The following is a 14275-nucleotide window of genomic DNA, read 5'->3' on the forward strand; positions in this document are numbered from 1 at the left end:
TTTGAAGCCAAAAAAGGTGTTGGGGGGTTGACGCTCGGAATTTGGCGTACTATATACTATAGTGGATGGCAAGGATAACGAAAACCAGCCATAGCTGCTGGGTCATTTCAGTTATCAGTTATCAGTTATCAGTTATCAGTACCTCTGCCTAAAGTCATATGATGTTCGGTAGCATCGTTTGTGTCTAAGATTAAGGTGACAATAGGAGAAAACCTTCTGCCTTCCTTCCACCAAAGTCTAATTATTCAACCGGACATGATATCAGAGGCCCGCTCTAACGGCTTATAGCTGATTCCTGACCAATAGCACTGATCGCTATTTGTCTGATTTGAGGGAAGATATTTAGTCTGTAAGCCCTTCATGTTTTTGATGAATCGGGACTTACGCAAAGACGCTACTTGTATGGTGCCGCACCGCGCACCGGAAACTACATATAGCTTTAGAACCGACTTGAAAGCGTAAGTCCAGTGAATGTAAAGTCTTGCTGAGTTAAACGTTCTAGGAGGAAAGCAATATCATGCTTCTAAAAATTATTTTGTGGCTGGGGCTTGTAGCGGTAATAGTTACCGGATGGCTGCTACTGCCTAGCCCCTTTTGGCAGTATGTCTTTTTTCTACGCATACCTCTGCTCATGGGCGTATTGCTTATTGCGCTCCCTTTCCTTGCAACAGGTGCCCTGAAATCTATGCTCAAGAATCTTTTTGTCCTGCGTGGCCCTGGTCAAATTGCGTTGACAATTTTGGGTGCAACTGTGGCGGGAACAGCCGTAACCTTTGTCGTTGCAATAATCCTTGGTGGTGCGCCAGCTCGTTTTGGGGTTCCGGAACTGCCTGGAGTTTCTTCTTCTAAAGTTTGGTATTATGTGTTAGCGATCGCCCTGGCATTACCGACGACCCTGACAGTATTTGAATTATCCCAGGAAGAAATGGATAATAACAAAAGATGGTCTGGATTGTTTTTGGGGGTGTCATTTGGCGTTATCTTTTTGTTTCTTTTCAAACTGATTCAAAACTTTCTCTCGGTCGATAAAATTCCCGGTATTAATAAGGTTTTGGTGAAAGCAATTTCCTTTTTGACCCAACACTCTTCCAAAGCAGCAGGCTATATCGATAATGGTATTTTAAACAACAATCATTTTGACGCTATTGTTTTCTTCATCGTTCTTGTTGTTATCTATATAATCGCATTTAAGCTTTTTATGCCAAGTTCGTTGCCCCCCGATAAGAAGATACAAGAACCGCCAGCACTTTTATATGTAATGTTGTTAATTTCCGTATCGGTGCTTTTGTTGGGCAGTCTTACCTTCTTCTTCGATTACTCGCGTATTTCTGTCTTGTTCTTCTGGGTGCTGATTGCTGTAGCGCTCTATAGGCTTTTGAATGTCGATCACTATTTTACATTAAAGGATGCTCCAGAACAGCCAGAAGAGCAAAAAAATTTGACGGCCTTATTACAAAAGCGTCTGGACAAACAAGATCTAGAAGAGCCTCTTGCAAAACAAACTGTAGTTGTTGTCTGTGCTAGTGGAGGTGGAATTCAAGCCGCTGGATGGACGGCTCAAGTATTGACTGGCTTGCAAGAAGAGTTAGGGGAATCATTTACTAAAGCAATTGGATTAATTAGTTCCGTTTCTGGTGGCTCAGTAGGTGCAATGTATTATCTGGATCGCTTTACATATAAAGGTTTTCCACCGACTTCAGAATCAGAAAAAATATTTGAGGGCGCTACCGCAAACAGTTTAGATGCAGTAGGTTGGGGATTAGCCTATCCTGACTTGTGGCGCGTGATTTTCCTCCCGTTCCTACCAGACATTCTCACTCCCAAAGTCAGAGATCGAGGTATTGCGATCGAGAAGGACTGGCAAGGACGTATGAAAACCCCAGAGTCTCCAAAAACCTTAGCCGACTGGCGAGGGGAAGTTGAAGAAGGTAATATTCCGCTCCCTGTATTGAATGCAACTCTGGTTGACAATGGCTGGCGGTTGCTAGTTACACCAGCGAAATTTCCCAACAACTCTCAGAAAAAATTCTTCGACTTTAATAGTCTTTATCCAGGAAAAGATATTGATGTTGTCACAGGTGCAAGACTTTCTGCCACGTTCCCTTACATATCTCCCATTTGTCGAGCCGACGACCGCGTCGCTGATGGTAAAGATCGCAAGATAGAAAATTATCACGTCGCTGATGGTGGCTATTTCGACAATTCTGGTTTTGTGACAGCATTAGAATGGCTTGAGGAGCTTCTTCGTGAAAAACCTACCCAAAAAGGTGAAGAAACTACCCCAGAAATAAAAAGAATTCTGATCTTACAAATCAATCCTTTTCCTGAAACCAAACCTAATGAGCAACCTAAAAAGGAAAAGAAGCGAGGTTTGTTTATGGCAACTATTGGTCCGTTGCTAGGCTTATTCAAGGTTCGCAGGCCAATTCTTACTTCCCGCAATTTAACTGAGGTAGAATTGTTGCAGGAATGGGAGAGCGCAAAACAGAATGATGGAAACGTAGAAATTGAATATTTCCCCATCTTCTTCCCTTCTATTACTGAGGAAGCAAAACTAGGACTAAAGACTGCAGAGCAAGAAGTTACTCCAGATCTAAAAGCAAAACAATCATTTTATAGCGCAGAAGGTGAATACGAGCCACCACTCTCATGGAAACTAACAAAGAAGGAAAAGGACGCGATCCGAGCAGGCTGGAAAAAGATAGTGAGAGACAAGGAAAGCACAATTGAAAAACTTAAGAATCTTTGGCTAGATCAATGGAATATGAAATAAACGCCAAGCATATTGTCTAAGAGCGATCGCGCTCTTGTGGCTCAGTAATATCATGTCCGGTTGAATACTTAACACTTTGGAGGAGGTAAGGCAGAAGGCAGGAGGCAGGAGGCAGAAGGAAAGAAAAGGTTAGAAGGGAAAAGGTTTTGATCACGCTCTTATCCGGACATGATATAACCCGATGAGATCAACCGAAATCTCGGTTTCCTATTTTCAAGAAAAACTATCACTCTGTCACTTTCTCCAATAGCAGGCAGAACGATCGCTTTTTTTGAGATTTTGTGCGATACCGGAGGTATAAAAAAATATCAAAAACTGGAAGAATTAACATGATATAAGTCCTGTAGTGGACTGACACGCCTAAAATGGTGCAATAGTAGGGGCGGGTTCCGCGTTAAGTTAATGGTGTCACCTACGACTAAGTAAACCCGCCCCCGCCCCAATAATCTAATGCATAAAATTAGATGTGTCGGTCTAGTAGGTAATGATAAGATGAGCGAAGGCAGCCATGCTCAGAGCAAAGGGTAGAAGGAACAACTGGATAGGATTTTATACCAATTCCCATGCATTATTGTTATACTTGGGCAGTACTTCAGTTGTCAACTGATCGGTACAAACAAAATCACTTTTTTGCTAATTTAAGCTTGCGTTAATGTTAATTATTCTTATGTTTGCTTCTCCCTGTACGGACGTTGCATGCAACTACCTATTTCCCCTCCTGGGAGGCAGGGCTGTTTTAAAGTATTGTAGATTAAGGATGAGCGGGAGAACAGGAGATGAGGGGATAGTGGAACAGTGAAATTTGCCAAAATTTGCCGATTTTGAGCGCCAATAAGCGTCTTTAAGCTCTGAGAGGATATTGGGTTCAATGGCGCTTAAAAGCCTCCATCCCGGTGTTGACCTGTCTCCGTGTCCCTGTGTCTATCGAGAATGAAACAGCCCTACCCTCCACCGGAGGGGTTAGGGGTGAGTCCCCTGCTCAACAAAGTGTAGAAAAGTTTTTGAGAAATGGTTTTATACCCTTCTGCCTTCTGCCTCCTGGCCTCTGCCTTTCCCAATAATCAAGCATTTACTAACCAAATAAAACCTATGTATTGTGACTATCTAGTACAAATTCTCACTGCCCGCGTCTACGACGTAGCCCAAGAATCACCACTTGAAACCGCTCCCAACCTTTCAAAACGCCTCCAAAACAACCTCCTACTCAAACGAGAAGATATGCAGTCAGTCTTCTCCTTCAAATTACGCGGAGCTTACAATAAAATGGCTCAACTGCCTCCAGAAATTCTCTCCCAGGGAGTCATCGCAGCGTCCGCTGGAAATCACGCTCAAGGAGTTGCCCTAGCTGCAGGTCGCCTCGGTACTCGCGCCATCATAGTCATGCCTGTCACTACCCCTCAACTAAAAGTTAATGCTGTCAAAGCTAGAGGAGGGGAAGTTATTTTGTATGGCGAAACCTATGATGAAGCTTCTAGTTACGCCCATCAACTGGAAGCAGAAAAAGGTTTAACTTTTATTCACCCCTTTGACGACCCCTACGTCATCGCCGGACAAGGAACAATTGGTATGGAAATTCTCCGCCAATATCAAAAACCCATTCACGCTATTTTTGTTGCCATTGGTGGTGGGGGTTTAATTTCTGGTATTGCTGCTTATGTTAAACGGTTGCGTCCGGAAATCAAAATTATTGGCGTTGAACCTGCTGATGCTGATGCTATGTCGCAGTCTCTCAAAGCTGGACACCGAGTCCGCTTACCTCAAGTAGGATTATTTGCCGATGGTGTTGCAGTGCGAGAAGTAGGAGAAGAAACACTTCGTCTATGTCAGCAATATGTAGATGATATTATTCTCGTCGAAACAGATGATACTTGTGCAGCTATCAAAGATGTATTTGAAGATACTCGCTCCATTGTCGAACCTGCTGGCGCATTGGCGATCGCTGGTGCAAAAGCTTATGTTGAGCGAGAAAAAATTCAAGATGAAACCCTGATCGCCGTTGCCTGTGGTGCCAATATGAATTTTGACCGCCTCCGTTTTGTGGCTGAAAGAGCAGAATTTGGGGAACGTCGCGAAGCCATATTTGCCGTTACTATTCCCGAAACTCCAGGTAGTCTCCGTAGATTTTGTGACTGTCTGGGCAAACGTAATATTACTGAGTTCAACTATCGCATTGCTGAGGAAAAAGAAGCACACATTTTTGTAGGAGTACAAATAGAAAACCGCGCTGATGCAGCCAAAATAGTAGAAACTTTTGAAAATCAAGGCTTGAAAACCCTAGACTTAACTGACGACGAACTGACAAAACTACACCTGCGCCATTTGGTTGGGGGTCGTTCTCCCCTCGCCCACCACGAATTACTTTACCGTTTTGAGTTCCCCGAACGGCCAGGAGCATTAATGAAATTTGTCGCCTCCATGAGTCCCAACTGGAATATTAGTCTTTTCCACTACCGTAATAATGGGTCAGATTATGGACGCATTGTGGTCGGAATGCAAGTCCCTCCTGATGAGATGGCCGAATGGCAAAGTTTTGTCCATAATTTTGGTTATCGCTATTGGGATGAAAGCCAAAACCCAGCCTACAAGCTATTTTTAGCCTAGTGCCGCTACGCTTCAATAATTTAGAATTTAGAATTAAGAATTTAGAATTACCTCTTCTTTTCAAGGAGAGGATTGATTCAAAGGGCAATTTTTATTTATTATCCCCTTAAAAGGGGAGGCTTTAAACCACAATTTTTTGGTAAATAAAAAATTAAAAATAAAATTTTTTGAAAGTCTTGAAAGTCTTGAAAGTCTTGATTGTTAAGGCTTTTAGGATTTTGTAACTGGTTATATCATGTGCAGATAAGAGCGCTCTGGAAAAAACTTATCATGAGTGCTTCAACAGTAAATCTTTCTATTTTCCCTACTCCCCTACTCCCTATGAGGAAACGGAGACACACCGGACACGGGGACACGGCGTGTCGGTGACACTCTATCTCCGCGTCTCCCTGTCTCCCCCTCTCCGTGTCCTCAAGAACCCCCCGCTCCCCTACTATCTTAATAATCTGCCATCCTGCACTAGAAATATAAAATTTTTGTCAAAAATTACCCCTAGATAATATATAATAATGGTCGTTTCATCTCTCACTAGCTTTTGTTCTATAGCTGATGAGATTCGTCCTAATGCAGTGAAAGTTCCATAAATTTATACCCCTTTTCTCTCTGTTAGTTCAGAAGAGTTAGGGGTAGTTGATGGAAGCTAAATCTGCAAAATGTGACTTGTGAGGATGAAATATCAGACATATTACACAAAGTTGAAAATTTAGTGCAATCAAACACTGTTCTCGATCAAGCAACTAAGACAAACTTAACTCCCTCAAAAATAGAGTTACCTTTTACTCTTCAAGAAGTGAAAGCAGCTATTCCTCCACACTGTTTTGAGCCTTCTCTCTGGAAGTCTCTGAGCTACTTTTTTCTTGATATTGGCATTATTGCTGGTCTGTATGCAATCGCCTATAATCTGGATTCATGGTTCTTTTTTCCCATCTTCTGGTTAATGCAAGGAACTATGTTTTGGGCTTTATTTGTAGTGGGACACGACTGCGGTCATGGCTCTTTCTCCAAATATAAATGGTTTAATAACCTCATTGGGCATTTGTCTCACACTCCCATTCTCGTGCCTTACCACGGTTGGCGCATTAGTCATAGAACTCACCATGCCAATACTGGAAATCTTGATACTGATGAAAGTTGGTATCCTGTTTCTGAAAGTAAGTATAATATGATGCCTTGGTATGAAAAGCTATTTCGCTTTTACCTGCCATTATTAGCTTATCCACTCTATTTATTTAGGCGATCGCCAAATCGTGCTGGCTCCCACTTTCTGCCCAACAGTCCATTATTTCGTCCTTCTGAAAAGTGGGATGTTTTAACAAGTTCAGCACTCTGGATGTTAATGGTAGGTGTTCTTGGATGGCTCACCTACCAGTTTGGTTGGGTATTTTTAGTAAAATATTACTTAGTTCCTTATGTAATATTCGTCGTCTGGCTAGATTTAGTCACCTACTTACACCACACTGAAGCAGATATTCCCTGGTATCGTGGAGACGACTGGTATTTCCTTAAAGGTGCATTGTCTAGCATTGACCGCGACTATGGTTTTATCAATTCTATTCATCACGATATTGGTACTCATGTAGCTCATCACATTTTTCTGAATATGCCACACTATCATTTAAAGACAGCTACGGAGGCAATAAAACCTATTTTGGGTGAATATTATCGGTATTCAAGCGAACCTGTATGGAAGAGTTTTATCAACTCTTATTTGACTTGTCATTTTGTCTCAGACAAAGGTTCTCAAGTATATTATCAATCACCTTGGAAAAAATCTTCAAACTAATTAGGGTTTGCTGAATAAAGTCTTTTAGTAGGGGTAGGAGACAACCCACCCCTAACCCCTCCGGTGGAGGGGAAGACAGGAGGAACGGGGGATGAGCGAGGAGGTAGGAGTAAAAATTGTAAAAATGATTTTTCTGCCCAACTATGAGCCTAAAATACGCTCCATGCATGAGCATGAAGGGCTGAAAAATTTGCACTTTTTTCGACCCCAAAAAGGCACTTGTCTTTATCTGTCAATGCTTTTAGATTTAATCAGCAAGTCCTAATTAAATTAATTTCATTTCGGTAGACTACAGTAGGGGCGTTAACGTAGTTGTGCGTAGCTAATGGCCATTGATCAGGCAAAGCTGCCGTTAATGTCCCTAAGGGATTTTGGTTGTGACGACGTAGTTCAGAGACCGGCAAAAGTGCTGTAAAGTTATTAGAGTTTTGTCAAAAGTACTTTGTTGTAGATGGATTTGGTATATAGCAGAAGGAACAAGGAAGAATGACCGAAGTTGGAACGTGCCGAAAGCTGAGTGCTGTTTGCGGAGCATTCCGGTACGGAAAATAGCGATCGCTAGTCATATCATGTCCGGACAATTAGTGAAAAAAAACTCTCTCCTTCTTATACCTTAAAACCACCTCTTCTTCCCTCCTGACTCCTAACTCCTCCCTGATTATTTATAACTATTCAACCGGACATAATATTAATGCTTTTAGCGTCCTGAAAGCTGACTGCTGTTTGCGGAGCATTCCGTTACGGAAAATGCTGATAGCTAGTTAATAATGCCTGTTTAAATTCTTTAGCTGTTTTAAAATAAATTTCTGGTTCATCAATTAATGCTAAATCAATTACCTCTGCTAAAGATCTAGGAATAGAAAGATTTCTTTGTCTAATTGGCACAGGTTTAGTTTGCAATACAGTTAAAATTGGGTCTTTACCAACAAAATCACGAGGATATACACCAGTTAACATATTGTATAAAGTTGCTGCCATTGCCCAAACATCTACTTCCGGTTTTACATATTTAAAATCAATCATTTGTTGTCTGGGCATAAATGGAAAAGTACCACCTTTATTTCCTGTAATTGTCTGCCCACTTAAACCTGCTAAATCAAAAGCTTTTGCTAACCCATAATCTGCTATTTTAACTACTGTTGAATTATCTACATTATTACTCAGAAAAATATTAGCTGGTTTAATATCGCGGTGAACTAAACCTCGCCCCATACTCAAACTACCATCTGCTTTTTTTACATAAGGAATTTCTGCATTATGGGCATATTCTAAACCATCTAAAGCCTGTAGAATAATTGGCACTGCCACATCAACAGATAACTGATAACCATGACTTTGCATCAAGTTCCAAATACTACCACCATTACAATATTCTAAAGTAAAAAAAAATAGGTGCTCACAATAATAATAATCTTTCAATTTAACAACATTCGGATGATTTAAAGCTTTAGTATTTTCTATTTCTCTTAAAAAACGATTTATGGCATTAGGATTATTTGTGACTTCTGGCAACATTGTTTTTAAAGCTATTAACTCTTGAGTTTGATTATTTTTAGCTAAATAAACTTCCCCACAGCCGCCTTTCCCTAATAAATTAAGCGTGGTATAACCAGGAATTGTAGTGAGGGTAGAATCTCCTAAACTTGGTGGTAAAGTTGATAATTCAACTGTTTTTACTTGCCAAGTTTTTGGTTGTTCTAGCATTTCTGGAGGCATCTCTGTTTCTTCTTCAAGACTAACCTGAAAAATAGTATTTCCCAATTGAATTTGGTCTCCTGATTTTAATTCATATTCAGGGAAATTATTTTTTGTTGTTGTTTCAGAGAGATGCTCAGATTGACGCTGCCCAATTTTTTTACCATTAACATAAGTACCATTTTTACTAGCAAAATCACGCACTCGTATATCTGGAGGATTAATATCAAGTAGACAATGATAACGAGAAATTGTACGATGTTGTTCATCACTAGGTAGTCTGGGTCTACAGTCTCGATGACGACCGATAATACAGGTAGTTCGTTCTTCAAAGATAAATTCTTTGCCGAGCATACTTCCTTGGATAATAGTAAGTTTGACTTTAGCAGACATGAGGGAGTTAAAATTTTTGATATTTGTGCGATGATTTATATCAATTATCTAGGAAATTTTATTTTGATTTTTTATCTGATGATAAATTGTGAAGTATCTCTAGCATAATTTTGATAATATTTAAGTATAATTATCTTGATTATACAGTAAGAGAATATCAAAAATGTCGGGTGGGCAAATCTGAAAAGATTTACGGTTAATCTAGACAAATTAGTACATCTATAGAGTTAAAAATTTGTAAGGGAAGCTTTTGTCAGATTTGATAACTTTTCCTGATAGTTTATCATTTTCTTTGTGGGTTTAATACCCCACCGTCAACGGGGGTGTTCAAAATTACTTGGGGGAGCGAATCCCCATGTAATTTTCCTTCTGTCTCCTGTCTCCTGTCTCCTGTCTCCTTCTTCAACCTATTTTATTCCAAGGTAATATATAGCGTATTTGCGTAAGTCCCAATCTAGTGTATTTTGGAGTTAAGAATCTGGCTTTGCTAGAAGCTACATAATAAACATCTCCAATAATAAAAAATAAAATCAATTATCGTAGATAAATCATAAATTATTTCCCTCTAATCCATCTTTTCCGGGGAAGTCTAATGAATGTAGTAAAAATGCGATCGTAAATACAGATATACAGGACTTACGCATGAGGTACAAAAAACTAGGGTTTGAGATTGCTTTCTGTTCCGGAATACTCCCCAAACCCTATCGGTCGCTTAGGACGACAATACGTTGCAGGTGCGTAAGTCCTAATTTATACAGGACTTACACAGAATAACCTTGAAAACACCGTATGTAGGGGCGTTTTGCTCCGCAACATGTAAAGCGGAGCTTTGTGGAACGCAAATCGTATTCGCTCTCAGTCAATATAGTGTCTATGGGTAAGTCCTAATATAGATAGAGTATATTAGTAGAGTAGCAATCAAACTCAGAAAAAAAAATGGTCACATCCCAACTCCCTAAAGGCCCAAAAAATCTGTCATTCCTGAATAAACTGCAAAGAATAGTCAAACCCTTGGAATTCTTGGAAAGTAATGCTAGACAATATGGTGATATCTTTACCCTTCCTGTTTTATTAGGTGAGAGTAAACAGTCAATGGTAATCATCAGTAACCCCCAAGGAATTCAAGAAATTTTTGCCACCGATCCAGAAAAATTAGATGCTGGCGGAAATGGGACAAGGTTGATTTTTTTAGGAGAACAATCTCTTCTAGCACTTTCAGGCGCTCCTCACAGACGACAACGGAAACTTTTAACACCACCATTTCATGGCCAAAGGATGCTAGCTTACGGCGAGCTCATTCGTGAAATCATTCAGCAAGTTACATCTCAATGGATAACAAACAAAACTTTTTCCATTCGTTCCTCTACTCAAAGAATCTCATTTCAAGTAATTTTAAAAGCTGTATTTGGTTTAGAAGAAGGTCAACGCTTACAAGAAATGGACCAATTGTTAACTACTAGATTTGAGGGAAGAGAATCTATCTTCAGATCTATCTTATTATTTTTCCCTGCACTACAAAAAGATTGGGGTCCGTTAAGTCCTTGGGGGTGGTTGATGCAGAATGAGCGAGACATTGATAAACTAATCTATGCTGAAATTGCTGAACGTAGGGAAAATCCCGATCCATCTCGCACCGATATTTTGTCTTTGATGATGGCAGCGCGGGATGAAGAGGGACAACCTATGACAGATTTAGAATTGCGCGATGAGTTAATTACTCTGTTAGTAGCTGGTCACGAAACTACTGCAACAGCTTTAGCATGGGCATTTTACTGGATTCACCGTCAACCAGAAATTCGAGATAAACTGCTGCAAGAACTTCATGCACTCGGAGATAAACCAGATCCGATGGAAATTTTAAAATTGCCCTATTTGGATGCTGTGTGCAAAGAAACTCTGCGAATTTATCCAGTAGCGATATTAGCACTTCAACGACAGGTGAAGTCACCCCTAGAAATTATGGGTTATCAGTTTCAACCAGGAACTTTTCTGAGTCCCTGTATTTATTTAACTCATCATCGGGAAGATTTATATCCTCAACCGAAGCAGTTTAAACCAGAGCGTTTTCTAGAACGTCAATTTTCCCCTTATGAATATTTGCCTTTTGGCGGTGGCAACCGTCGCTGTATTGGTCAGGCTTTTGCCTTGTTTGAGATGAAATTGGTATTAGCAACCATACTATCTAGTTGGGAGTTGGCATTAGCAGATGAAAAGCCTGTTAAAGCAGTGCGTCGTGGTTTGTTGATGGCTCCAGCAGATGGGGTTCGGATGGTGGTTAAGGGAAAGCGTTATCAAAATCAGCTAGTACCTGTTTAAGAATTAGCTCCTATTGTGACGTTTTGTATCAGTTTGATGAAGCAGTATAACAATAAAACAAATTGATAAACTTAAAACTCCTAAATTTATCCAACAAATCCAATCAACCCTAAAACTATTAGAGTTTTTGGATAATTGTGCCCAAAATTATGGAGAACTTTTTTTACCAATTCCTTTGGCAATTTAGAGACTTTAGTTGTCAGTCATCCCCAGGATATTCAAGAGTTATTTAATCCTAAAAACAAAATTCTTGATGCCCCAGCTGCTCCTAATGAAATATTCAAACCTCAACTTGGAGAAAACTTATTAATTGTACAAGATGGAGAACGCCATCGAAAACAGCGAAAGCTAATGATGCCTCCCTTTTTTTCTATAGGTAGTATTTTGTTTTTTGTCGGAAGATCAAATTAATTTTTGGAGTTCTAGCTCTCACTTTTAGCCAGTGATATAACTCTACGCGGAGCTTTGCGTTGGCAAAATTCCCGGTTTCCAATAACCACCAGTTTATATTTTTTTAATCACCGTAAAACTGGTTGAATAAGTGCCTTTTGCTCCGCTAAATTAGTAGAGCCTTTTTGGAGCAAAACTTGCCAGTAAATAGGTAATGCTCTTTTTTTGTAGATAGTGGCCATCACGAAGATATGATGATTTTTCCATTGTCTTCTATCTATAGTTAAAATTAATTGACTACCATCAACAAATTCTCGACTAATAATCATCATGATCATCGGAAACCAAAACAATGGAAGGCTCAAAGAAAATAATGTTAAAAATCTTTGTATATGTTTTCGACAACTTTCATATGTGATTGGTAAAGGAAAACAACCAGAAATGCCTTTCTATTTTGACAGTTTTCTATACCGTTAATCACCAAACTAAAATTTTTAAAGTTTGGACTTGAGTATCACTGATAAAAATTGCATTTGGTCGGTCTATTTATGTAAGTGGATCGACTTTTTCTACCATAAAATGTGAGTGATGGCTACCATCAACAATTGAGATAAAAATCAACTTGAATTGGGGGAGAAGGGATTGGTAAGCTCAACGTGCCAACCCCTTCTCTAAAAATGATGATCATTATCATTTTCTTTGTGGGTTTAATCCCCCACCGTCAACGGGGGTGTTCAAAATTACTTGGGGTTAGAATCCCCATGTAATTTTCCTCCTGTCTCCTGTCTCCTGTCTCCTGTCTCCTTCTTCAATATTGAGGAAAAATCCAGATTTTATACAGAGGTATAATCCTTGAAACTATTGTGGGACAATATTTTTGAGGTGCTTGTCTCCCCCTGAGGGTTTTCCCATTTCTTCATAAGCAGATACTAAGTCTTCCAAAACTTCCTTCGCATTTTCTAGCGCTTCATCATAAGATTCACCGTAAGTTTGAGCGTACTTCCCCCATTCAGGTAAACTAGCAATTTGACACTCCCCCGTTAAATCAAAGATTATAACGGGAGATTCTTGTTTCAAACTCTTAACTAGGTAACAAATCAAACAAGCTGAGTTGCACCCCCGCCAGAACGTCTCCACAAGCATTTTGGTTAACGGTATGTCCTACCGCTATTAGTCCTCTATTTCTAATTACTTTTGCAGCAGCAATATCACGATTTATTTGATAACCACAACTGCTGCAATTGTGACTTCTTTCAGACAATTTCTTTTTCTGTCTCTGACCACATCCAGGACATTCTTGAGAAGTATGATTTTTATCAACTTTTGCATAATATTTACCTCGTTTCCAACAAACAAAAGGTAAGATTTCGTTAATAAACTGACCTATGCCACTATCTAAAGATTGCTTCCTGACAATACCTCTAGACCAAGAATTAAAGTTAATATCTTCTACAAAAATATTATCAGCTAAATTGCAAAGTTGATGAGCTAATTTAAAATGCCAATCACGTCTAGTATTAGCTATTTTTTCATGTAGTTTAGCTATTTTATTTTGATATTTGAACCAATTATTTGACCTAATTGTTTTCTTCTTAAGTCTTCGTTGCAGCAATTTAAGCTCGCGTAGTTGACTTAACAAAAACTTAGGAGATTTAATTAATTGTCCTGTGGAAGTAGCTACAAAATTTTCTATACCTGCATCTACACCTAATGAGACTTTACCTACTGGATTATCTGGCACTGATTCTGAGGAAGTAAAAGTAATCATCAAATAATAACCACTAGCTTTTTTAACTATCCTAGCTTGTTTAGCTGTCATAGCTTCGGGATAAGGTCTACTTTTTCTAATTTTAATCCAACCAAGTTGAGGTAATTTAACTTTAGTATAACCTAAACAATTTTTAAGCATTGCAGGAAAAACAAAGCTTCTTAACTTTTTCTTAAATCTAGGAAAGCCTTTACCCAAACTTTTCATCTCAGAAAATGCTTGATCTAAAGTCTTTAAAGTTTGTTGTAATACTTGAGCATTAACTGACTTTAATTTAGGATTAGTTTTCTTAGCTATGGTTAGACTTTTTGCTTGATTATTATAACTAGGATAAGGAGTGTCAGCAGGTATAATATATTCCGAAATAATTGAACAACTATTGATTGGTGACTTTTTTGAACTTAACCAGTCTTTACGCTCTCTTAAAGCATAATTATACACAATTCTAGATACATCAAGAATCTGATTAATTTCTGCTTCTTGTTGTTGATTTGGTCTAAGTTTGTACTGATAAGTTAAAGCTATCACTTGACAATATTTTATATTTCTAAATATA

The 14275-nt window shown here is 39.1% G+C and carries 11 protein-coding genes; 6 read left to right on the plus strand and 5 right to left on the minus strand.

Features of this window, described 5'->3' with window-relative positions:
• The first annotated feature begins 517 nt into the window (after positions 1–517).
• From F6K06_RS02210 to F6K06_RS02225, 4 genes are all read left to right on the plus strand, one after another.
• A complete protein-coding gene (locus F6K06_RS02210; RefSeq protein ID WP_124142909.1) occupies positions 518–2773 on the plus strand; it encodes a patatin-like phospholipase family protein in 2256 nt (751 codons plus the stop codon).
• 1008 nt (positions 2774–3781) lie between these two features.
• Entirely contained in the window at positions 3782–5374 is a 1593-nt protein-coding gene (gene ilvA / locus F6K06_RS02215; RefSeq protein ID WP_275670263.1) for a threonine ammonia-lyase, biosynthetic, read from the plus strand.
• Positions 5375–6080: 706 nt separating this feature from the next.
• Positions 6081–7157, plus strand: coding sequence for a DUF3474 domain-containing protein (locus tag F6K06_RS02220; RefSeq protein ID WP_287239915.1), 1077 nt, complete (start codon positions 6081–6083; stop codon positions 7155–7157).
• Between the two features lie 428 nt (positions 7158–7585).
• A complete protein-coding gene (locus F6K06_RS02225) occupies positions 7586–7774 on the plus strand; it encodes a hypothetical protein (protein WP_287323168.1) in 189 nt (62 codons plus the stop codon).
• 121 nt (positions 7775–7895) lie between these two features.
• On the opposite strand, the gene F6K06_RS02230 is transcribed toward F6K06_RS02225, so the two are convergent.
• Together F6K06_RS02230 and F6K06_RS02235 are read right to left on the minus strand one after the other, a co-directional pair.
• Positions 7896–9245: a protein kinase gene (locus F6K06_RS02230; RefSeq protein WP_287239916.1), complete on the minus strand. Its 1350-nt coding sequence runs from the start codon at positions 9243–9245 to the stop codon at positions 7896–7898.
• 283 nt (positions 9246–9528) lie between these two features.
• On the minus strand, positions 9529–9651 hold the full coding sequence (locus tag F6K06_RS02235; protein ID WP_287239918.1) for a hypothetical protein: 123 nt from the start codon (positions 9649–9651) through the stop codon (positions 9529–9531).
• A gap of 530 nt (positions 9652–10181) precedes the next feature.
• On the opposite strand from F6K06_RS02235, the gene F6K06_RS02240 reads away from it, so the two are divergent.
• Positions 10182–11561, plus strand: a complete 1380-nt coding sequence (locus tag F6K06_RS02240) for a cytochrome P450 (RefSeq protein ID WP_124142825.1) — start codon at positions 10182–10184, stop codon at positions 11559–11561.
• 135 nt (positions 11562–11696) lie between these two features.
• The gene (locus tag F6K06_RS02245) at positions 11697–11972 is read left to right on the plus strand and encodes a cytochrome P450 (protein WP_124142826.1); all 276 of its coding nucleotides are present in this window, start codon (positions 11697–11699) and stop codon (positions 11970–11972) included.
• Between the two features lie 107 nt (positions 11973–12079).
• Here the strand turns inward: F6K06_RS02245 and F6K06_RS02250 are convergent, their stop codons facing one another.
• The 3 genes from F6K06_RS02250 to F6K06_RS02260 form a co-directional block, all read right to left on the minus strand.
• Complete coding sequence (locus tag F6K06_RS02250; RefSeq protein ID WP_124154213.1) at positions 12080–12283, minus strand: hypothetical protein; 204 nt, start codon at positions 12281–12283, stop codon at positions 12080–12082.
• Between the two features lie 526 nt (positions 12284–12809).
• A complete protein-coding gene (locus F6K06_RS02255; RefSeq protein ID WP_240038747.1) occupies positions 12810–13028 on the minus strand; it encodes a type II toxin-antitoxin system HicB family antitoxin in 219 nt (72 codons plus the stop codon).
• Positions 13029–13032: 4 nt separating this feature from the next.
• Positions 13033–14247, minus strand: coding sequence for an RNA-guided endonuclease TnpB family protein (locus F6K06_RS02260; protein ID WP_124142828.1), 1215 nt, complete (start codon positions 14245–14247; stop codon positions 13033–13035).
• Positions 14248–14275 lie beyond the last annotated feature (28 nt).

Source organism: Okeania sp. SIO1H4, from assembly GCF_010672695.1.
Classification (GTDB): Bacteria; Cyanobacteriota; Cyanobacteriia; order Cyanobacteriales; family Microcoleaceae; genus Okeania; species Okeania hirsuta.

Bases quoted from the DNA above. Each gene is read 5' to 3' on its own strand.
- ilvA (WP_275670263.1), top strand. From the start codon at position 3,782: ATGGTTTTATACCCTTCTGCCTTCTGCCTCCTGGCCTCTGCCTTTCCC.
- F6K06_RS02250 (WP_124154213.1), bottom strand. From the start codon at position 12,283: ATGATGATTATTAGTCGAGAATTTGTTGATGGTAGTCAATTAATTTTA.
- F6K06_RS02240 (WP_124142825.1), top strand. From the start codon at position 10,182: ATGGTCACATCCCAACTCCCTAAAGGCCCAAAAAATCTGTCATTCCTG.
- F6K06_RS02210 (WP_124142909.1), top strand. From the start codon at position 518: ATGCTTCTAAAAATTATTTTGTGGCTGGGGCTTGTAGCGGTAATAGTT.
- F6K06_RS02230 (WP_287239916.1), bottom strand. From the start codon at position 9,245: ATGTCTGCTAAAGTCAAACTTACTATTATCCAAGGAAGTATGCTCGGC.